This is a genomic window from Pseudomonas trutticola BRTCR10 (assembly GCF_056155105.1).
On sequence record NZ_CM149552.1, the window covers coordinates 6,485,322 to 6,505,724 of the forward strand.

The 20,403-nt window shown below is 60.5% G+C and carries 17 protein-coding genes; 5 read left to right on the top strand and 12 right to left on the bottom strand.

Annotated elements, in window-relative coordinates; translation table 11 throughout:
- Positions 1-172: 172 nt before the first annotated feature.
- From ACVVH8_RS29585 to ACVVH8_RS29615, 7 genes are all read right to left on the bottom strand, one after another.
- Positions 173-1,129 (bottom strand): response regulator, encoded by a 957-nt coding sequence (locus tag ACVVH8_RS29585; protein ID WP_201229384.1) that lies wholly within the window; start codon positions 1,127-1,129, stop codon positions 173-175.
- A gap of 168 nt (positions 1,130-1,297) precedes the next feature.
- The gene (gene phoU, locus ACVVH8_RS29590) at positions 1,298-2,059 is read right to left on the bottom strand and encodes a phosphate signaling complex protein PhoU (protein WP_007954334.1); all 762 of its coding nucleotides are present in this window, start codon (positions 2,057-2,059) and stop codon (positions 1,298-1,300) included.
- Positions 2,060-2,130: 71 nt separating this feature from the next.
- Positions 2,131-2,964, bottom strand: a complete 834-nt coding sequence (gene pstB / locus ACVVH8_RS29595) for a phosphate ABC transporter ATP-binding protein PstB (RefSeq protein ID WP_103302696.1) — start codon at positions 2,962-2,964, stop codon at positions 2,131-2,133.
- 183 nt (positions 2,965-3,147) lie between these two features.
- The gene (pstA, locus tag ACVVH8_RS29600; RefSeq protein WP_103302699.1) at positions 3,148-4,818 is read right to left on the bottom strand and encodes a phosphate ABC transporter permease PstA; all 1,671 of its coding nucleotides are present in this window, start codon (positions 4,816-4,818) and stop codon (positions 3,148-3,150) included.
- Between the two features lie 16 nt (positions 4,819-4,834).
- Positions 4,835-6,868, bottom strand: a complete 2,034-nt coding sequence (locus ACVVH8_RS29605; RefSeq protein WP_401304098.1) for an ABC transporter permease subunit — start codon at positions 6,866-6,868, stop codon at positions 4,835-4,837.
- Between the two features lie 423 nt (positions 6,869-7,291).
- The gene (locus ACVVH8_RS29610; RefSeq protein ID WP_034152107.1) at positions 7,292-8,293 is read right to left on the bottom strand and encodes a phosphate ABC transporter substrate-binding protein PstS; all 1,002 of its coding nucleotides are present in this window, start codon (positions 8,291-8,293) and stop codon (positions 7,292-7,294) included.
- A gap of 247 nt (positions 8,294-8,540) precedes the next feature.
- Positions 8,541-9,839: an MFS transporter gene (locus ACVVH8_RS29615; RefSeq protein WP_315444990.1), complete on the bottom strand. Its 1,299-nt coding sequence runs from the start codon at positions 9,837-9,839 to the stop codon at positions 8,541-8,543.
- A gap of 377 nt (positions 9,840-10,216) precedes the next feature.
- Here ACVVH8_RS29615 and ACVVH8_RS29620 point away from each other — a divergent pair, with 377 nt between their 5' ends.
- On the top strand, positions 10,217-10,621 hold the full coding sequence (locus tag ACVVH8_RS29620) for an acyl-CoA thioesterase (RefSeq protein ID WP_003229628.1): 405 nt from the start codon (positions 10,217-10,219) through the stop codon (positions 10,619-10,621).
- 58 nt (positions 10,622-10,679) lie between these two features.
- A complete protein-coding gene (locus tag ACVVH8_RS29625; RefSeq protein ID WP_213027009.1) occupies positions 10,680-11,579 on the top strand; it encodes a D-hexose-6-phosphate mutarotase in 900 nt (299 codons plus the stop codon).
- Between the two features lie 171 nt (positions 11,580-11,750).
- Here ACVVH8_RS29625 and ACVVH8_RS29630 read toward each other — a convergent pair whose 3' ends face one another.
- The 5 genes from ACVVH8_RS29630 to ACVVH8_RS29650 all read right to left on the bottom strand — a co-directional run bounded on the left by ACVVH8_RS29630 (position 11,751) and on the right by ACVVH8_RS29650 (position 15,562).
- Positions 11,751-12,287 (bottom strand): DUF3299 domain-containing protein, encoded by a 537-nt coding sequence (locus tag ACVVH8_RS29630; protein WP_007920225.1) that lies wholly within the window; start codon positions 12,285-12,287, stop codon positions 11,751-11,753.
- Between the two features lie 93 nt (positions 12,288-12,380).
- A complete protein-coding gene (locus ACVVH8_RS29635) occupies positions 12,381-12,626 on the bottom strand; it encodes a GlsB/YeaQ/YmgE family stress response membrane protein (protein WP_007920223.1) in 246 nt (81 codons plus the stop codon).
- A gap of 111 nt (positions 12,627-12,737) precedes the next feature.
- Positions 12,738-13,820 (bottom strand): 5-(carboxyamino)imidazole ribonucleotide synthase, encoded by a 1,083-nt coding sequence (locus ACVVH8_RS29640; protein WP_047596872.1) that lies wholly within the window; start codon positions 13,818-13,820, stop codon positions 12,738-12,740.
- Positions 13,821-13,830: 10 nt separating this feature from the next.
- Positions 13,831-14,322: a 5-(carboxyamino)imidazole ribonucleotide mutase gene (gene purE / locus ACVVH8_RS29645; RefSeq protein ID WP_003229641.1), complete on the bottom strand. Its 492-nt coding sequence runs from the start codon at positions 14,320-14,322 to the stop codon at positions 13,831-13,833.
- 331 nt (positions 14,323-14,653) lie between these two features.
- A complete protein-coding gene (locus ACVVH8_RS29650; RefSeq protein WP_103302709.1) occupies positions 14,654-15,562 on the bottom strand; it encodes a LysR substrate-binding domain-containing protein in 909 nt (302 codons plus the stop codon).
- 180 nt (positions 15,563-15,742) lie between these two features.
- On the opposite strand from ACVVH8_RS29650, the gene aspA reads away from it, so the two are divergent.
- The 3 genes from aspA to ACVVH8_RS29665 all read left to right on the top strand — a co-directional run bounded on the left by aspA (position 15,743) and on the right by ACVVH8_RS29665 (position 20,397).
- Complete coding sequence (aspA, locus tag ACVVH8_RS29655) at positions 15,743-17,167, top strand: aspartate ammonia-lyase (RefSeq protein ID WP_103302711.1); 1,425 nt, start codon at positions 15,743-15,745, stop codon at positions 17,165-17,167.
- A gap of 608 nt (positions 17,168-17,775) precedes the next feature.
- Positions 17,776-19,221 (top strand): alanine/glycine:cation symporter family protein, encoded by a 1,446-nt coding sequence (locus ACVVH8_RS29660; RefSeq protein WP_213027010.1) that lies wholly within the window; start codon positions 17,776-17,778, stop codon positions 19,219-19,221.
- Positions 19,222-19,392: 171 nt separating this feature from the next.
- Positions 19,393-20,397 (top strand): asparaginase, encoded by a 1,005-nt coding sequence (locus tag ACVVH8_RS29665; RefSeq protein ID WP_475227736.1) that lies wholly within the window; start codon positions 19,393-19,395, stop codon positions 20,395-20,397.
- Positions 20,398-20,403 lie beyond the last annotated feature (6 nt).

Sequence of the window (20,403 nt, forward strand, 5' to 3'; positions counted from 1 at the left end):
GAGCCTAGCAGCTGAGACAGACCAAGCTAGTCGACAGATGTTTCAAATGATCGTCCCCACGCTCTGCGTGGGGATGCAGCCCGGGACGCTCTGCGTCCCATGCGAGAGGACGCGGAGCGTCCGGTTGAGGCATTCCCACGCAGAGCGTGGGAACGATCAGCGTAAAACTGTGTTACGCGCCCGGAACGAAGTGCTTCTGCGCCGTACCGCGGGCGATCAGACGAGAGATGTAATCGAGTTTCTGCGCGTCCTGATCGACGAAGCGGAACGTCAGTTGCAGCCAGTCGCTGTCGGCTTTCTGCTCGTGGGCGACGATGGCGTGCAGATAGCCATTGAGGCGGGCGATTTCGGCGTTGTCGCCCTGCTCCAGATCGAGCACAGCGCTGTCGAGGATCTGCGGCAGGGTGTCGGTGCGTTTCACCACCAACAGCGCTTCCTTGATGCTCAGGGCCTTGATCACGCACTGCTGGTTGCCGCTTGGCAGGCGCAACTGGCCCTGACCACGACCACCGGCCGGCGCTTTCGACGCGGCAGGTGCCTGCACTGGCGGGCTGTTGAGCAGGCCACGAGACGGCGCAGCGGCGGGTGCCGGCGCAGCAGCGGCAGGCTTGGCGAACGGATTGACCGCTGCGGCCGCCGGAGCGCCACCAACGACGGCAGGCTTGCCGCCCGTCAACGCACTGAGCGAATCATTGCCGAACGCCGAGTTCATCTTGGTCGGTGCGCTGTTCATCAGGGTGTCGAGCTTGCCGACCTTGTTCAGCGCCTGCTTGACCTTGGTCAGCAGTTGCTCGTTGGTGAACGGCTTGCTGACGTAGCCGGACACGCCGGCCTGAATCGCCTGCACGACGTTTTCCTTGTCGCCACGGCTGGTGACCATGACAAACGGCATGGTCTTGAGATTGTCTTGCTCGCGGCACCAGGTCAGCAGTTCGAGGCCCGACATTTCCGGCATTTCCCAGTCGCACAGGACCAGGTCGAAGGCTTCTCTGGCCAGCATCGCTTGAGCTTTTTTACCGTTGACGGCGTCCTCGGTGCGGATCCCGGGGAAGTAGTTACGCAGGCACTTTTTTACCAGGTCACGAATGAACGAAGCGTCGTCCACGACCAACACACTGATCTTGCTCATCCAACACCCCTATAAAAATCCCGGCAAGCATACCGCTTTTACTGATGGCACATTGCCAACAATCTTCAGTCACGCCGGGACTTTTCGTTCGCGGGTGCTGCTTTTCAATTCGATGCGCCCTAAACAAAAACGCCCGGCCAAAGGGCCGGGCGCTTTTCTCAGGCAATCTTACTTATCGTCAGCATCGCCCGGAACATTAGCGGTTTCGCCGCTTGTGCCTTCAACTTCTTCTTTCATGCGCTTGAGGCCCATGTGGCGCACGTCGGTGCCGCGCACCAGGTAGATGACCAATTCGGAGATGTTGCGCGCGTGATCGCCGATCCGCTCCAGCGAACGCAGCACCCAGATGATGCTCAAGACCCGCGAGATAGAGCGCGGGTCTTCCATCATGTAGGTCGCCAGTTCACGCAGGGCGGTCTTGTATTCGCGGTCGATGATCTTGTCGTACTGCGCCACCGAAAGCGCCAGATCGGCGTCGAAACGGGCAAACGCGTCCAGCGCATCGCGAACCATGTTGCGCACCTGGTCGCCGATGTGGCGAACCTCGACGTAACCGCGTGGCGCTTCGCCTTCTTCGCACAGCTGAATCGCGCGGCGGGCGATCTTGGTCGCTTCGTCACCGATGCGCTCAAGGTCGATCACCGACTTGGAGATGCTGATGATCAGACGCAGGTCAGACGCCGCCGGCTGACGACGGGCCAGAATGCGCAGGCATTCTTCGTCGATGTTGCGTTCCATCTGGTTGATCTGGTCATCGATCTCGCGCACCTGCTGAGCCAGGCCGGAGTCGGCCTCGATCAGCGCGGTCACCGCGTCGTTGACCTGCTTCTCGACCAGCCCGCCCATGGCCAGGAGGTGGCTGCGCACTTCCTCAAGCTCGGCGTTGAACTGCGCGGAGATGTGGTGGGTAAGGCCTTCTTTACTAATCATGTTGGCGTCCTTGGAGCGTCCGGTAAGGTGCGGTGGGCCGCAGCGTCAGTACTGTGAGTAACCCGCAACTGTCAGCCATAACGACCGGTGATGTAGTCTTCGGTCTGCTTCTTCGCCGGATTGGTGAACAGGGTATCGGTGTCGCCGAATTCCACCAGTTTGCCCATGTACATGAACGCCGTGTAGTCGGACACCCGCGCGGCCTGTTGCATGTTGTGGGTCACGATGACGATGGTGAACTTGGATTTCAGCTCGTAGATCAGCTCTTCGACTTTCAGCGTCGAGATCGGGTCGAGGGCCGAGCACGGTTCGTCGAGCAGCAGCACTTCCGGCTCCACCGCGATGGTACGTGCGATCACCAGACGTTGCTGCTGACCACCGGACAGGCCGAGTGCCGAGTCGTGCAGACGGTCTTTGACTTCGTCCCACAGCGCCGCGCCTTTGAGTGCCCACTCAACGGCTTCGTCGAGGATGCGTTTCTTGTTGATGCCTTGGATACGCAGGCCGTACACCACGTTTTCGTAGATGGTTTTCGGGAACGGGTTGGGCTTCTGGAACACCATGCCGACGCGACGGCGCAACTCGGCGACGTCTTCGCCCTTGCGGTAGATGTTGTTGCCGTAGAGGTTGATCGCGCCTTCAACACGGCAGCCGTCAACCAGATCGTTCATGCGGTTGAAGGTGCGCAGCAAGGTCGACTTACCGCAGCCGGACGGGCCGATGAACGCAGTCACGCGCTGTTTCGGAATGTTCATGCTGACGTCGAACAGCGCTTGTTTCTCGCCGTAGTAAAGACTCAGGCCGGGTACTTCGATGGCCACGGTTTCCTGCGCCAGGTTCAGGCTTTGCTTGTCGCGGCCCAGGGCAGACATGTTGATGCCGTGGGTATGTGTTTCGTGCTGCATGGGAGGCTCCCTGTGCTAACAAATTCGGTTCGTTGAACCACTGGCCAAACCAGCGGGTAACGCAAATTCAGTTTTTGTCGCGATCCCTGTGGGAGCTGGCTTGCCAGCGATGGCATCACCGCGGTGTAACTGAAACACCGCGTCGCCTGCATCGCTGGCAAGCCAGCTCCCACAGGATTGGTTTTAACTGTCTAGAGCTTTGTATTTTTCGCGCAGGTGGTTACGGATATACACCGCCGAAAGGTTCAGCGTGGCGATCACCAGCACCAGCAACAGCGCCGTGGCGTACACCAGCGGACGGGCCGCTTCGACGTTCGGGCTCTGGAAGCCAACGTCATAAATGTGGAAACCCAGGTGCATGATTTTCTGATCCAGGTGCAGGTACGGGTAGTTGCCATCCACCGGCAGCGACGGCGCCAGTTTCACCACACCCACCAGCATCAGCGGCGCCACTTCACCGGCGGCACGGGCCACCGCGAGGATCATGCCGGTCATCATGGCCGGGCTGGCCATCGGGATAACGATCTTCCACAAGGTTTCAGCCTTGGTCGCGCCGAGGGCCAACGAGCCTTCACGCACGGTGCGCGGGATACGCGCCAGACCTTCTTCGGTGGCCACGATCACCACCGGCACCGCCAGCAGCGCCAGGGTCAACGAAGCCCAGAGCAGACCCGGTGTACCGAAGGTCGGTGCCGGCAGCGCTTCAGGGAAGAACAAACGGTCGACCGAACCACCCAACACGTAAACGAAGAAGCCCAGACCAAACACGCCGTAAACGATCGCCGGAACACCGGCGAGGTTGTTCACCGCGATACGGATGATCCGCGTCAGGGTGTTCTGCTTGGCGTATTCACGCAGGTACACCGCCGCCAGCACACCGAACGGGGTCACGATCATCGCCATGATCAGGGTCATCATCACGGTGCCGAAGATCGCCGGGAAGATCCCGCCTTCAGTGTTCGCTTCACGCGGGTCGTCCGAGAGGAATTCCCAGATTTTGCTGAAGTAGAAACCGACCTTGGTGAAGGTGCTCATCGCATTCGGCTGATAGGCGTGAACCACTTTGCCCAGACCGATTTCGATCTCTTTGCCGTTGGCATCGCGAGCGGTCAAGGCATCACGGTTGAACTGCGCATGCAGATCGGCCAGCCGCGCTTCGATGTCCTGATAACGTGCGTTCAGCTCGGCGCGCTCGGACTCCATGTCCGCTTGCGCGGTGGCGTCGAGTTTGCCTTCCAGTTCCAGTTTGCGGCCGTGCAGACGGATGCGCTCCAGACCTGCGTTAATCGCGCCGATGTCAGTCTTTTCCAGCGACTTGAGCTGTGCAGCGAGGCCGTTCACACGGTTGATCCGCGCCTGCAGCTCAGGCCATGCAGCCTCGCCCTCGGCGATGACTTTGCCGTCCTGTTTGACGTTGACCAGATAGCCGTAGAAGTTGCCCCACTCGCGACGTTCGATCGCCATCAACTCTGGCGGCGTGGTCTGGTTGGTCAGCCACTCGCCGACGATCCAGGTGAAGTCGTTGCCGTTCAAGTCACGGTTGCCGACCTTGATCAGCTCGCGGGTCATGAATTCCGGGCCCTGATCCGGCACTGGCAAACCAGCGCTCTTCAGTCGGGCACGCGGGACTTCTTCCTTCTGTACCACTTCACCGACGACCAGGTGCTGGGCCTGGCCCGGCACGTCGTAACTGGCGTGGATCAGATCCGCCGGCCAGAAGTGACCGAGACCGCGCACGGCAATCACGGCCAGCAGGCCAATGGTCATGATGACCGCGATGGACACCGCGCCACCGCTGATCCAGACGCCCGGGGCGCCGCTCTTGAACCATCCTTTCAGGGAGTTCTGTTTCACAGACTTCTACCTTTGCTTAAAGCGACGAGTATTTCTTGCGCAGACGCTGACGAATCAGTTCTGCCAGGGTGTTCATGACGAAGGTGAACAGCAGCAGCACCAGCGCCGAGAGGAACAGCACGCGGTAGTGGCTGCCGCCGACTTCCGACTCCGGCATTTCCACCGCGACGTTGGCGGCCAGGGTGCGCAGACCTTCGAACAGGTTCATTTCCATGACCGGGGTGTTACCGGTGGCCATCAACACGATCATGGTTTCGCCGACCGCACGGCCCATGCCGATCATCAATGCCGAGAAGATGCCCGGGCTGGCGGTCAGGATGACCACGCGGGTCATGGTCTGCCATGGCGTGGCGCCGAGAGCCAGCGAGCCGAGGGTCAGGCCACGCGGCACACTGAACACGGCATCTTCGGCAATCGAATAGATGTTCGGGATCACCGCAAAACCCATGGCCAGACCGACTACCAGAGCGTTGCGCTGGTCGTAGGTGATGCCCAGGTCGTGGGAGATCCACATGCGCATGTCGCCGCCGAAGAACCAGTTCTCCATGAACGGACTCATGTACAGCGACAGCCAGCCCACAAACAGGATCACCGGGATCAGCAGCGCACTTTCCCAACCGTCCGGGACTTTCAGGCGGATCGACTCAGGCAGGCGACTGAAGGTGAAACCGGCGACCAGAATACCGATCGGCAGCAACATCAGCAGGCTGAAGATGCCCGGCAGATGCCCTTCGACATAAGGTGCGAGGAACAGGCCAGCGAAGAAACCGAGGATCACCGTCGGCATCGCTTCCATCAGTTCGATCACCGGTTTGACCTTGCGGCGCATGCCCGGGGCCATGAAGTACGCGGTGTAGATTGCAGCGGCGACGGCCAGCGGCGCGGCCAGCAGCATCGCGTAGAACGCGGCTTTCAGGGTGCCGAAGGTCAGTGGCGAGAGGCTCAGTTTCGGTTCGAAATCGGTGTTGGCGGCGGTCGATTGCCAGACGTATTTAGGCTCGTCGTAGTTTTCGTACCAGACCTTGCTCCACAACGCGCTCCACGAAACTTCCGGGTGTGGGTTGTCGAGCAGCAGCGGTTGCAGCTTGCCGCCGGCTTCGACGATCACGCGGTTGGCGCGTGGCGACAGACCGAACAGGCCTTGGCCTTCCACCACCTGATCAACCAGCAAAGTGCGGTGCGCGGTGCTGTGGAACACGCCGAGCTTGCCGCTGGCATCGAGGGCGAGGAAGCCTTTGCGGCGTTCTTCAGCAGTGATTTCAACGATTGGCGTCGTGCCCATCTGGAAGGTGCGGATCTGCTTCAGACGCAACTCGCCATCGGTATCGCGGGCCATGAACCACTGGGCCAGACCACCCTTGGAGTCACCGACGATCAGCGAGATACCACCGACCAGTTGCGTGGTCGCGGTGACTTCGGCGTCAGCGTTTTCCAGCAGTTTGTAGCGGCCGTTGAGGCTCTTGTCGCGCAGGCTGAAGACGTCGGCCTGGGCACGCCCGTTGACCACGTACAGCCATTGCTGACGCGGGTCGACGAAGATGTTTTTTACCGGTTCAGTCATCTGCGGCAGCTCGATGCGCTTCTGCTCGTTGGTGACTTCGCCGGTCATCATGTTTTCTTCGCTGGTCAGCGACAGAACGTTGAGTTGCGAACCGGTCGAACCCACCAGCATCAGGGTTGTGTCGGTCGCGTTGAGGCTGACGTGCTCAAGCGCACCGCCGGCTTCGTTCAGCGCGATCGGCGTCTCGCCGTACGGGTATTCGATGGCCGGGGTGATGGTTTTCTTGCCGTCGGGGTAGCTGACTTTATAGGTGTGACGGAACACCAGCGCCTGGCCGTTGGACAGGCCGACGGCTACCAGCGGATGACCTGGCTGGTCTTCGCCGATGGAGGTTACGGTAGTGCCGGCCGGAACCGGCAAATCGACGCGCTTCAATTCAGCGCCATTGTCGATGTCGAAGAACAGCGCCTGACCCTTGTCGGAAACGCGCATCGCCACCTGATTCTGCTCTTCGAGCGAAATCATCAGCGGCTTGCCAGCGTCCTGCATCCACGCGGGAGTAATGGCATCTTTCGCAGTCAGGTCGGCACCTTTGAACAGCGGCGCAACCACGTAGGCGAGGAAGAAGAAGATCAGGGTGATGGCTGCCAGCACCGCGAGACCGCCAACGAGGACGTACCAGCGGGTGAAGCGATCCTTGAGCGCGCGAATGCGGCGCTTGCGTTGCAGCTCAGGCGTATTGAAATCAATGCGCTTGGGAGGATTAGTAGTCATGTGGGAATTGGCCAGATCATTCATGCGCTCACCCTAGCGATCCTGTATGACAGAAAGATGACAGTGCAGTGACGCAGCAAATCCACCGCCAGCAGGACTGGCAGAGGATCGAAAATTTGAGGTGTGGAAAAGGCCGGCCTGCAAGCAGATCCGGCCTTTTTCCTTGAGTCAGGCGGAGCTCACCCCGGACTCAATTTGTTACTTCTTTGCGACTTCAGCGCCGCCTTCTTGCAGACCCAGGTCAGCCAGTGCTTTTGCAGCAACCTTGGCAGGCAGTGGGATGTAGCCGTCTTTCACTACAACTTCCTGGCCCTGTTTGGACAGAACCAGTTTCACGAACTCAGCTTCCAGCGGAGCCAGAGGCTTGTTCGGGGCTTTGTTCACGTACACGTAGAGGAAACGCGACAGTGGGTACTTGCCGTTCAGGGCGTTCTCTTCGGTGTCTTCGATGAAGTCAGTGCTGCCTTTCTTCGACAGAGCAACAGTCTTCACGCTGGCGGTTTTGTAGCCGATGCCCGAGTAACCGATGCCGTTCAGCGAGGAGCTGATCGACTGCACGACCGAAGCCGAGCCTGGTTGTTCGTTGACGTTTGGCTTGTAATCGCCTTTGCACAGGGCTTCTTCTTTGAAGTAGCCGTAGGTGCCGGATACCGAGTTACGGCCGAACAGTTGCACTGGCTTGTTGGCCAGGTCGCCGGTCACGCCCAGGTCGCCCCAGGTTTTCACGTCGGCTTTGGCGCCGCACAGACGGGTCGACGAGAAGATCGCATCAACCTGTTCCATGGTCAGGTGCTGGATCGGGTTGTCTTTGTGTACGAACACCGCCAGGGCGTCCACGGCAACCGGGATAGCGGTTGGCTTGTAGCCGTATTTCTGTTCGAAGGCCGCCAGTTCGGTGTCCTTCATCTTGCGGCTCATCGGGCCCAGGTTGGAGGTGCCTTCAGTCAGCGCAGGTGGCGCAGTGGCGGAGCCAGCGGCCTGAATCTGGATGTTTACGTTCGGGTATTCTTTTTTGTAGTTCTCAGCCCACAGGGTCATGAGGTTGGCCAGAGTATCGGAGCCGACGCTGGACAGGTTGCCCGACACACCAGTGGTCTTGGTGTAGCTCGGGATAGCAGGGTCAACAGCGGCGAACGCGTTGGCAGTCGCAACGCCAGCAGCGACAAAAGTCATTGCCGCCATCAAACGCTTCAGTTTCATGCCTTACTCCTAGCAGATAGGGTGTGTTAAGTCGGGGCCAAGTATCAGCAGGCCGTGTGAACACTCTATGGCTGAAATATGACAATTGGATGAAAGGCCAGCATGTCGCGACAGATCGTTCCCACGCTCTGCGTGGGAACGCCGCCATGGACGCTCTGCGTCCGCATTGAGAGGTGACGCGGAGCGTCATGGGATGCATTCCCACGCGGAGCGTGGGAACGATCAGACAGCTACAAATAGCTCGGAATCAGCGACCCTTCTTCCAGAGCCACGCCCCCACCAGAATCCCCACCGTGCACAGCACCGCCACATAGTAGGCCGGACCCATCGCGCTTTCTTTCAGCAACAGGCTGACCACCATTGGCGTCAGGCCGCCGAAGATCGCGTAGGCAACGTTATAAGAGAAAGACAGACCGCTGAAGCGCACCACCGGCGGGAAAGCCTTGACCATCACGTAGGGCACCGCACCGATAGTGCCAACCAGAAATCCCGTCAGCGCATACAGCGGGAACAGCCAGGTCGGGTGAGCGGCGAGGCTGTGATAGAAGGTCCACGAGCTGATCAGCAAGCCCAGGCAACCAAACACGAATACGCGCCCGGCACCGAAGCGATCCGCCAATGCACCAGAGATGATGCAGCCGATGCTCAAAAAGACGATCGCCAGGCTGTTCGATTGCAGCGCGACCGTCGGCGAGAAGTTATAGACCGTTTGCAGCACGGTCGGGGTCATCAAAATGACTACGACGATCCCGGCGGACAGCAGCCAGGTCAGCAGCATCGAGATCGCAATCGCCCCACGATGGTCACGCAATACGGCGCGCAACGGCACTTCTTCGGCCAGGGCCTTGCGCTGTTGCAGCTCGGCGAACACCGGGGTTTCGTGCAGCCAACGGCGCAGGTAGACCGAGAACAGGCCAAATACACCACCGAGCAGGAACGGGATCCGCCAGGCGTAATCGGAAACCTCGGCAGGCGTATAAATGCTGTTGATCGCAGTGGCGACCAGCGAGCCGAGCAGAATACCGGCGGTCAGGCCGCTGGTAAGGGTGCCGCAGGCGTAGCCCATATGTTTCTGCGGCACGTGTTCGGAAACGAAGACCCACGCCCCCGGCACTTCACCGCCAATCGCCGCGCCCTGAATCACGCGCATCAACAGCAGAAGAATCGGCGCCCACAGGCCGATCTGCGCATACGTTGGCAGTAGCCCCATGATCAGGGTCGGCACGGCCATCATGAAAATGCTCAGGGTGAACATCTTCTTGCGCCCCAGCAGATCGCCGAAGTGCGCCATGACGATACCGCCCAGCGGCCGTGCGAGATAGCCGGCGGCGAAGATGCCGAAGGTCTGCATCAGACGCAGCCATTCGGGCATGTCGGCCGGAAAGAACAGCTTGCCGACCACGGTGGCGAAGAACACGAAGATGATGAAATCGTAGAATTCCAGCGCACCGCCGAGGGCGGACAGCGACAGAGTCTTGTAGTCGTTGCGGGTCAATGGTCGTGCGGGTTGCTCGGGCTGCGCGAGGCTCGAAGGCGCTGTGGTCATGGCAAGGGCTTCTCTTATAGTCGGATCTACCGCCACAACAACGCTGGCTGTGACTTGGGCAGGTTCGGCACCATAGCAAATTGTTCGAAAAAGCACATAGAGGCGCGTATTTGACGGTCGAAATGAGAACCGGATGGTCGTCGTGGAGTCTACCGACCGATATACTCGCAACCTTGCTCCGGTTTGTAGGGGGTTGCTGTGCGAAAACGTCGTTGGCCCGGCCTTTGCTCGGGATTAGCCGGTTTCGCAGAGTTTCTCCTTAGGCGCCTGATGGAAAACGTGACGAACGTAGAATGTTCGGTGCTGAATCGTTTTTCCCGAAGACGGCTACCACCAGCAATACCAACGAAGAGTCACGGGTCAGAGGCACCCCCGGCATGATAGAGCTCGAACAAGAAGATCCGATCCCGCAAGGCGACCTGGCCTTGCAAATCACTGCACTTCCACGTGAAACCAACGGCTTTGGCGATATTTTCGGCGGCTGGCTGGTAGCGCAGATGGATTTGGCCGGCACCGCAATGGCCAGCCGCGTGGCCGGTGGCCGCGTCGCCACGGTTGCCATTGATCGCATGGCGTTCCTCGTGCCTGTGGCAGTCGGCGCGCAATTGTCCTTTTACACCCAGACCCTGGAAATCGGCCGCAGCTCGATCCAGATGATGGTCGAAGTGTGGAGCGACGATCCGCTGTCCAGCGAGTGGCGTAAAGTTACCGAGGCGGTATTTGTCTTCGTCGCCATCGACGGCAGCGGCCGCACTCGCTCGGTGCCGCCACGCGCACGTTAAACATCGCGGCCGATTTGCGGTCGATAGTCGTCCCAAGTGTCTGATCGAGAGCTGTCCCATGAACACGCCCAACGTTGAAGCCGTGAAACTGGATGAACTGAACTGCTGGCGCATTCGCCACGGTCAGGCCGAAGTGCTGGTGGCCCAGCAAGGCGCGCACATCCTCAGTTATCAGATCGACGGCCAGCCGCCGATTATCTGGCTCAATGACAAGGCGGTGTTCAAGGCGGGCAAAAGCATCCGCGCCGGCGTGCCGGTGTGCTGGCCGTGGTTCGGCGTCTTCGAGCGTAATCCGCAGAGCGTGAAAGCGATGCGCGTCAGCGAAGAACCGGCGCAGGCTCACGGTTTTGTCCGGGCGATGGATTGGGAGCTGGGCGGCATCGAAGCCGAAGACCATGGCGTCAAGGTTGAATTCAAGCTGCCTTATCCGGAGGGCGGCTTCCCGGGCTGGCCGCATCAGGTCGATCTGACGCTGACCCTGCACTTGAATGACCAGTTGCACATCAGCCTGACCAGCCATAACCGTGGCGCCGAAGACGTCAGCATCAGTCAGGCGCTGCACACGTATTTCGCCGTCAGCGATGTACGCAATGTGCAGGTCGAAGGCGTGGATGGTCTGGATTACATCGAGACCCTGGACAACTGGAACACCCACGCGCAGACAGGCGACCTGCAGTTTGCCGGCGAAACCGACCGTATCTACCTGAATGCTCCGCCGCGACTGAGCATTGTCGATCCGGCCTGGGAGCGGCGTATCGTGCTGACGGCCACCGGCTCGCGCACGGCGGTGATCTGGAATCCCTGGATCGATCGCGCGGCAGCATTCAGCGACATGGATAACGATGGCTGGCAGCGCATGCTGTGCATCGAGACGGCGAACGTGATGGATGATGTGGTGAATCTGGCATCGGGTGCGAGCCATACGATGGGTGTCAGCATCGGCAGCAAACCGCTCTGACCAACCCCGCAGTACCAATGTTGGAGTGAGCCTTTGTGGTGAGGGGATTTATCCCCGATGGCCTGCGGAGCAGGCCCCTGTTCTTGATTCAAAAGCGGGGTCGCTTCGCAACCCATCGGGGATAAATCCCCTCGCCACAGGGGCTGGCACACAGTTGTTTCGTGGTGACTGTTAGAGATCCGACTCTTGCACCACCCGCACCTTGTCCGCTTCCAGCGCATACGCCGCGTCGGCCAGATCATTGCTGACTTTCTCGACTTTCAGCGTGCCGGTGACCCACAGCGGCGTGTAGATATCGTCCAGCTTCAAACCCTTCGGATAACGCACCAGCACCAGTTGATTCGGTGGCGGTGGCGGCACGTGGATGCAGGCGCCCGGGTACGGCACGAGGAAGAACAGCGTGCTGCGGCCCTTGGCATCGGACTCCAGCGGCACCGGGTAACCACCGATGCGAATGTGCTTGTCATTCATCGACGCCACGGTTTTGGTCGAATACATCACCGCCGGCAGACCTTTGGCCTGCTTCATCCCGCCCTTCTCGGTGAAGGTGCCGGTGGCTTCCGGGGAGTTGTGGTCGATTTCAGGCATGGCCTCGAGGGCCTTTTGGTCCGACTTGGGCATCAGTTCCAGCCAGTCGGTTTCCGGCAATTCGCCGGCGTGGGCCAAACCGCTGCCCAGGAAAAGGAGAGTCAACAGAAGACGGCGCATGAAGGTGCTCGGGAAAGAAAGGAGAGAACGTTAAATCGCCGAGCATTCTAGCCCTCCCGGCCACTTTGGCCGAGAGGGCTTTGTCGCTTTGGATCAGTTCTTTTTGATCAGGCCGTAGATCACCAGCAACACGATCGCGCCGACCAGTGCGCCGATGAAGCCTGCACCCTCGCCCGCGTGATAGATGCCCAGAGCCTGGCCGCCGTAGGTGGCCGCCAGCGAACCGCCGATACCGAGCAGGATGGTCATGATCCAGCCCATGCTGTCATCGCCCGGTTTCAGGAACCGAGCCAGCAGGCCGACGATCAAGCCGATAAAGATGGTTCCGATAATTCCCATGGCATTTCCCTCTGATTTGGTAGATATGCGAAAGACTAGCCAGTGTTTCGCATCCTGCCATGAGAGAACGGCGGCCCCTGAATGGTTCCGCCGCTGCCACATGAAACTGTTTTACTCGGCGATCAGCGCTTCGACCTTGACGATCTGCGCCTGAAGGGTGGCCATGTCTGCGCAGCGCAGGTTGGCGTGACCGACCTTGCGCCCGGCCTTGAAGGCCTTGCCGTAGTGATGCAAATGGCAGTCTTCGATGGCGATGACTTTCTCCACCGGCGGAACCACGCCGATGAAGTTGAGCATTGCGCTCTCGCCGACCTTGGCCGTCGAACCCAGCGGCAGACCGGCAACGGCGCGCAGATGGTTTTCGAACTGGCTGCACTCGGCGCCTTCGGTGGTCCAGTGCCCGGAGTTGTGCACGCGCGGGGCGATTTCGTTGGCCTTGAGGCCACCGTCGACTTCAAAGAACTCGAACGCCATCACGCCGACGTAATCCAGCTGCTTGAGCACACGGCTGGAATAGTCTTCGGCCAATGCCTGCAACGGGTGATCGGTACTGGCGACCGACAGCTTGAGGATGCCGCTGTCATGGGTGTTGTGCACCAGCGGATAAAACTTCGTTTCACCATCACGGGCACGCACGGCGATCAGCGAGACTTCACCGGTGAACGGCACGAAGCCTTCCAGCAGGCAGGCAACGCTGCCCAGCTCGGCGAAGGTACCAACCACATCTTCTGGCTTGCGCAGGACTTTCTGGCCCTTGCCGTCGTAACCCAAAGTGCGGGTTTTCAGCACGGCCGGCAGGCCGATCGAAGCGACGGCCGCATCCAGATCGGCTTGCGACTGAATGTCGGCGAAGGCCGGAGTCGGGATGCCCAGATCCTTGAACATGCTCTTTTCGAACCAGCGGTCGCGAGCAATGCGCAGAGCTTCGGCGCTCGGATAAACCGGGACGAATTGCGAGAGGAACGCGACAGTTTCCGCCGGGACGCTTTCGAACTCGAAGGTCACCAGATCGACTTCATCGGCCAATTGGCGCAGATGATCCTGATCGCCGTAGTCGGCCCGCAGGTGTTCGCCCAATGCGGCCGCACAGGCGTCCGGCGCAGGGTCGAGAAAAGCGAAGTTCATGCCCAGCGGAGTGCCCGCCAGGGCCAACATGCGGCCCAACTGGCCGCCACCGATTACACCGATCTTCATCTCAACAACCTCAGGCAATACGTGGGTCTGGATTGTCCAGGACGCTGTCTGTCTGCTCGGCACGGAAGGTTTTCAGTACCGCGTGGAACTGCGGATGCTTGGCGCCGAGGATGCTTGCCGAGAGCAGCGCGGCGTTGATCGCGCCGGCCTTGCCGATGGCCAGGGTGGCGACCGGAATGCCCGCTGGCATCTGCACGATCGACAGCAGCGAATCGACGCCCGACAGCATCGACGACTGCACCGGAACGCCCAGCACCGGCAGGTGGGTCTTGGCCGCACACATGCCTGGCAAATGGGCCGCGCCACCAGCACCGGCGATAATCACCTCGATGCCGCGGCCTTCAGCCTCTTCGGCGTACTGGAACAGCAGATCCGGGGTGCGGTGGGCAGATACCACCTTGACCTCGTACGGGATGCCGAGCTTTTCCAGCATATCGGCGGTGTGGCTAAGGGTGGACCAATCGGACTTGGAGCCCATGATCACGCCAACCAGTGCACTCATCGTCGCGCCTCTTCTCTCTGGGCGCCCGCAGGCGCGTCAAAAACAACAAGCCACGCAGGATTGCGTGGCTTGATTGTACGAAAAATGGCCGGACGTACCGGCCGAAGGCCGCGCAGTATACCGCAATGAAAGCAATAAACAGCCCCCATCGCGACCATCTGTCATCTGCCGCAAAAGCCCGGTTTTATTGACTTGCAGGTCAGCGCCAAGACATCACTTTGATCGCTGTGGGAGCTGGCTTGCCAGCGATGGCGTCAGACCAGTAAACAGAGAGGGTGACTGACACACCGCATCGCTGGCAAGCCAGCTCCCACAGGATTAGTTGCCGGGTTCAAGATCCGTGCGCAGCTCCGCCTTCGAGCTTGCGCCACAACAGGCGCACATTGGCCTTGCGCACCAGCGCGCAGCGGTACAAGCGAATCTCCAGCGGCACATGCCATTGCGGGCCGCCGCAGACGACGAGTTCACCCCGTGCCAGTTCGGCACGCACGCTCAACTGCGGCACCCAAGCGATGCCGAGGCCTTCCAGCGCCATGCTCTTCAGGCTGTCAGCCATCGCCGTTTCATAGATCGTGGTGAAACGCAGCTGACGCTGGCGCAGCAAACCGTTCACCGAACGCCCGAGAAAGGCGCCTGCGCTATACGCCAGCAACGGCACGCTGGCCTCGCCTTCCAGATCGAACAGCGGCTTGCCGTCGGCATCCGCCGCGCACACAGGGAGCATTTCGGTCTGGCCCAAGTGCAGCGACGGGAAGATTTCCGGGTCCATCTGCATGGCCGCGTCCGGGTCGTAGAACGCCAACATCAGATCGCAACCGCCCTCACGCAAGGCATGCACAGCGTCACCGACGTTGGTCGCGACGAGTCGCGTGGCAATGTTCAAACCTTCATTGCGCAGTTGCGCGATCCAGCGCGGGAAAAAGCCCAGCGCCAGCGAGTGCGCCGCAGCGACCTGCATCACCTCGCCCTGCCCGCCTTCCAGATGATGCAGATGGCGCAGCACTTCGCCGAGCTGTTCGACCACGGTGCGCGCGGTTACCAGAAACAACTGCCCTGCAGCCGTCAGTTCGACCGGCGTACGCGAGCGATTGACCAATGTCAGCCCCAACGCCGCTTCCAGGCTGCGAATCCGTCGACTGAACGCCGGTTGCGTCACGAAGCGCCGTTCGGCTGCCTGCGAGAAGCTGCGGGTGGCGGCCAGAGCACTGAAGTCCTCGAGCCATTTGCTTTCCAGATTCATCACGTCCTCCCGGACACGCACCAAAACAGGTCACACGTCTGCCGCGCACGCGGCGTCACACGGGCATTATGCCGAATGCGCATAGGCCAGTGCTTAACAGCATTGGCCCAAAAATTCCCACAAGCCTAGCATTCGCAGCGTTCCGGCACAGACCGGGTCCATATCGAGATGATTTCTATCATGTCCTCCGCTGCATCTTTCCGCACAGAAACCGACCTGCTTGGCGCCCTCGACGTACCCGCTCAAGCGTATTACGGCATCCAGACCCTGCGAGCGGTGAACAACTTCCGCCTCTCGGGCGTTCCGATTTCGCATTACCCGAAACTGGTTGTCGGCCTGGCAATGGTCAAACAGGCCGCTGCTGACGCCAACCGCGAGTTGGGTCACCTGAGCGAAGCCAAGCACGCCGCCATCAGCGAAGCCTGTGCACGATTGATCCGCGGTGATTTCCACGAAGAGTTCGTGGTCGACATGATTCAAGGTGGCGCCGGTACTTCCACCAACATGAACGCCAACGAAGTGATCGCCAACATTGCGCTCGAAGCAATGGGTCACCAGAAAGGCGAGTACCAGTACCTGCACCCGAACGACGACGTGAACATGGCGCAGTCGACCAACGACGCTTACCCGACGGCCATCCGCCTGGGTCTGCTGTTGGGTCACGACACCCTGCTCGCCAGCCTCGACAGCTTGATTCAGGCATTCGCGGCCAAGGGTGAAGAATTCAACCACGTCCTGAAGATGGGCCGTACCCAGCTGCAAGACGCCGTGCCGATGACCCTCGGCCAGGAATTCCGTGCCTTCGCCACCACCATGGGCGAAGACCTGGCCCGTCTGAAGACGCTGGCCCCGGAACTGCTGACTGAAGTGAACCTGGGCGGCACCGCGATCGGTACCGGCATCAACGCCGACCCGCGTTATCAAGCGCTGGCTGTTCAGCGTCTGGCGCTGATCAGCGGTCAACCGGTAGTACCGGCGGCCGATCTGATCGAAGCGACTTCCGACATGGGCGCCTTCGTACTTTTCTCCGGCATGCTCAAGCGCACCGCGGTCAAGCTGTCGAAGATCTGCAACGACTTGCGCCTGCTGTCCAGCGGCCCACGCACCGGCATCAACGAAATCAACCTGCCAGCGCGTCAGCCAGGCAGCTCGATCATGCCCGGCAAGGTCAACCCGGTGATCCCGGAAGCCGTCAACCAGGTGGCGTTCCAGGTTATCGGTAACGACCTGGCGCTGACCATGGCAGCCGAAGGCGGCCAACTGCAACTGAACGTGATGGAGCCTTTGATCGCCTTCAAGATCTTCGACTCGATCCGCCTGCTGCAACGCGCCATGGACATGCTGCGCGAGCACTGCATCGTCGGCATCACCGCCAACGAAGCACGTTGCCGTGAACTGGTCGAACACTCGATCGGTCTGGTCACCGCATTGAACCCGTACATCGGCTACAAAAACGCCACCCGCATCGCCCGTATCGCTCTTGAAAGCGGCCGCGGCGTGCTGGAACTGGTGCGCGAAGAAGGCCTGCTCGACGAAGAGAGTCTTGCCGACATCCTGCGCCCGGAAAACATGATTGCTCCGCGTCTGGTTCCGCTCAAAGCCTGAGCCGACGCGTTACTTGTAGCACCGCTCACCAGGTCGAGGGACTAGACACCTCTCACCTTTTGAGGGCTTGGGGATCAGTCCCCAGGCCCTTTTTTTTAACTTTCTGATCCTGAGACCCGTATGTCTGGGGATTGCTTCACGTGGAAACAGGCCCTTGTGGCGAGGGGATTCATCCCCGATCGACTGCGAAGCAGTCGCAAAACCCTGCCACGCGATGTACCTGATACATCGTGATTACAGGTTTTGGGGCCGCTACGCGGCCCATCGGGGATAAATCCCCTCGCCACAGGGTTTGAGTCAACACAGAAGCGGCTCCCGCACAAACCCGACGCCGGTAACGTCGGGTGCTTCAAAGCTTCGTTTCGTCGCTTGCACCACTACCGTGCAGACGGGCGCGCCACTGATCGGTATAGTGCCGCCCCTCTTCGCGTGAGCGGTCGTCGGTAACGAGGCCATAACCCATGCGAAACCCGAACTAATAACAAACCCGCGAAATGGATCCGGGACGAAACCCTCGCCTCGCCTGTCGTGCCGCGCGCAGACCGGTGTAACGCGATGTTTCTGAACATCCAGCATTTGCTTACACAAAAAACAGCGAGGAAAAATCCATGCTCGAAGTCATTAACGACTTCCTCTCAGGGAAAGTACTGATCGTGCTCATTGTCGGGCTCGGTAGCTACTTCACGATTCGCTCGCGTTTCGTACAACTGCGCCACTTCTTCCACATGTTCGCGGTGTTCCGCGACAGTTTGAAAGGCAGCGCCGGGCAACTCAGCTCGTTCCAGGCCCTGATGCTCAGCCTCGCCGGCCGTGTCGGTGCAGGCAACATCGCCGGTGTCGGCATCGCCGTGACCCTCGGCGGGCCAGGTGCGGTGTTCTGGATGTGGGTGACCGCACTGGTCGGCATGTCCAGCAGCTTCTTCGAATGCACCCTGGCCCAAGTCTACAAGCGCGCCGATGGTGACGGTCTGTACCGTGGCGGCCCGGCTTACTACATCCAGCACGGCCTGAAACTGAAAGGCATGGCGGTGGTGTTCTCGATTCTGCTGCTGGTCACCTACGGCTTCGCCTTCATTGGCCTGCAGTCCTACACCGTGACCCACTCGTTGCAGAACGCCTTTGCCTTTAACCCTCAACACACCGGGATCGTCCTGGCGGTGTTGCTGGCCATCACCTTCATCGGCGGCATCAAGCGCATCGCTTCGGTGTCCGACCTGCTGGTACCGATCAAGACCCTGGCCTACATCGGCGTGACTCTGTACGTGATCGGCACCCAGATCGAACACGTGCCAGCCATGCTGGAAACCATCTTCAAGAGCGCCTTCGGCCTCGACCCGGCCTTTGGCGGCCTGCTCGGCAGCGCCATCGTCATGGGCGTGAAGCGTGGCGTGTTCGCCAACGAAGCGGGCCTGGGCAGTGCGCCGAACGTCGCCGCCGTGGCCGCCGTGAAGCACCCGGGCGCCCAAGGCGTGGTTCAGGCTTTCAGCGTGTTCCTCGACACCTTCGTGATCTGCACCTGCACCGCGCTGCTGATCCTGTTGTCGGGCTTCTACACCCCGGGCTTTGAAGGTGACGGCATCGTCCTGACCCAGAACTCGCTGGCCGCCGTGGTCGGTGACTGGGGTCGCATGTTCGTCAGCGTCGCGCTGTCGCTGTTCGTCTTCACCTGCATCCTCTACAACTACTACCTGGGCGAGAACAGCTTGCAGTTCCTCACCCGCAACCGCGCCGCGCTGATGGTTTTCCGCGGCCTGGTGCTGGCGCTGGTGGTATGGGGTTCGATGCAGGACCTTTCGACCGTGTTCGCCTTCGCCGACATCACCATGACCTGTCTGGCCTTCGTCAACCTGGTGGCCCTGGCCATGCTGTTCAAGGTTGGCATGCGCGTGATGCGCGACTACGACGAGCAGCGCCGTGCCGGCGTCAAACAGCCCGTGTTCGACTCCAGCAAATTTACTGATCTGGATCTGGACCTGAAGGCCTGGCCGACCAACCCGTCGTCCGCCACTCAAACCGATGCTCAGCCGCAAGGCGTGCCTGCAGCGCAACGCTGACAGGTGAATGACGGGCGCATCCCCTGCGCCCGTCAGTTATTGTGATGCAATAACTTGCAGGAGTGAGCCTGCTCGCGATGGCTGTCTTTCAGCCAACATCAATGTTGAATGATGAACTGCTATCGCGAGCAGGCTCACTCCTGCAATGTCATCTCTTGTGGAGACCTTCAGATGATTGCCAATTCCTACCCCGCCGCCCAGCACGTCATGGTGCTCTACACCGGTGGCACCATCGGCATGCAGGCCAGCGCCAACGGTCTGGCCCCTGCATCCGGTTTCGAAGCGCGGATGCGCGACTACCTGCACAGTCAGCCTGAACTCGTCGTACCGCAGTGGCGCTTCCGTGAGATGTCGCCGCTGATCGACAGCGCCAACATGACACCGGCCTACTGGCAGCAACTGCGTGAAGCAGTGGTCGACGCTGTGGATGTGCAAGGCTGCGACAGCGTGCTGATCCTGCACGGCACCGACACCCTGGCCTACAGCGCGGCGGCGATGAGCTTCCAGTTGCTCGGCCTGCAGGCTCGCGTGTGCTTCACCGGCTCGATGTTGCCGGCCGGCGTGACCGACAGCGATGCCTGGGAAAACCTCAGCGGTGCGCTGGTTGCGCTGGGCCAAGGCCTGGCACCGGGTGTACATCTGTACTTCCACGGCGAACTGCTGCCACCGACCCGTTGCGCGAAAGTACGCAGCTTCGGCCGTCATCCGTTCAAGCGTCTGGAGCGTCAGGGTGGCGGCGTGAAAGCCCCGTCGATTCCTGCAGCGTTGAACTACAACCAGCCGAAGCAACAGGCGAATGTCGCGGTGCTGCCGCTGTTCCCCGGTATCAGCGCCGGAATAGTCGACGGCCTGCTCGACGGTGGCATTCAGGGACTGGTGCTGGAGTGCTACGGCAGCGGCACCGGACCGAGCGACAATCCCGAGTTCCTCGCCAGCCTCGGCCGCGCGCGGGATAACGGCGTGGTCGTGGTCGCGGTCACGCAGTGCCATGAAGGCGGTGTCGAGCTGGACGTTTACGAGGCCGGCAGCCGCTTGCGTGGCGTTGGCGTGTTGTCCGGTGGCGGCATGACCCGCGAGGCGGCGTTCGGCAAGTTGAATGGGCTGCTCGGTGCCGGCCTTGAAACTCAAGAAGTCCGCCGACTGATTGAGCTCGACCTCTGCGGCGAACTGATCTGACACACC

Coding starts and splice junctions, on each gene's coding strand:
- ACVVH8_RS29585 (WP_201229384.1), bottom strand. CDS start 1,129: ATGAGCAAGATCAGTGTGTTGGTCGTGGACGACGCTTCGTTCATTCGT.
- phoU (WP_007954334.1), bottom strand. CDS start 2,059: ATGATTAGTAAAGAAGGCCTTACCCACCACATCTCCGCGCAGTTCAAC.
- pstB (WP_103302696.1), bottom strand. CDS start 2,964: ATGCAGCACGAAACACATACCCACGGCATCAACATGTCTGCCCTGGGC.
- ACVVH8_RS29605 (WP_401304098.1), bottom strand. CDS start 6,868: ATGCAGGACGCTGGCAAGCCGCTGATGATTTCGCTCGAAGAGCAGAAT.
- ACVVH8_RS29610 (WP_034152107.1), bottom strand. CDS start 8,293: ATGAAACTGAAGCGTTTGATGGCGGCAATGACTTTTGTCGCTGCTGGC.
- ACVVH8_RS29615 (WP_315444990.1), bottom strand. CDS start 9,839: ATGACCACAGCGCCTTCGAGCCTCGCGCAGCCCGAGCAACCCGCACGA.
- ACVVH8_RS29620 (WP_003229628.1), top strand. CDS start 10,217: ATGATAGAGCTCGAACAAGAAGATCCGATCCCGCAAGGCGACCTGGCC.
- ACVVH8_RS29625 (WP_213027009.1), top strand. CDS start 10,680: ATGAACACGCCCAACGTTGAAGCCGTGAAACTGGATGAACTGAACTGC.
- ACVVH8_RS29630 (WP_007920225.1), bottom strand. CDS start 12,287: ATGCGCCGTCTTCTGTTGACTCTCCTTTTCCTGGGCAGCGGTTTGGCC.
- ACVVH8_RS29635 (WP_007920223.1), bottom strand. CDS start 12,626: ATGGGAATTATCGGAACCATCTTTATCGGCTTGATCGTCGGCCTGCTG.
- ACVVH8_RS29640 (WP_047596872.1), bottom strand. CDS start 13,820: ATGAAGATCGGTGTAATCGGTGGCGGCCAGTTGGGCCGCATGTTGGCC.
- purE (WP_003229641.1), bottom strand. CDS start 14,322: ATGAGTGCACTGGTTGGCGTGATCATGGGCTCCAAGTCCGATTGGTCC.
- ACVVH8_RS29650 (WP_103302709.1), bottom strand. CDS start 15,562: ATGAATCTGGAAAGCAAATGGCTCGAGGACTTCAGTGCTCTGGCCGCC.
- aspA (WP_103302711.1), top strand. CDS start 15,743: ATGTCCTCCGCTGCATCTTTCCGCACAGAAACCGACCTGCTTGGCGCC.
- ACVVH8_RS29660 (WP_213027010.1), top strand. CDS start 17,776: ATGCTCGAAGTCATTAACGACTTCCTCTCAGGGAAAGTACTGATCGTG.
- ACVVH8_RS29665 (WP_475227736.1), top strand. CDS start 19,393: ATGATTGCCAATTCCTACCCCGCCGCCCAGCACGTCATGGTGCTCTAC.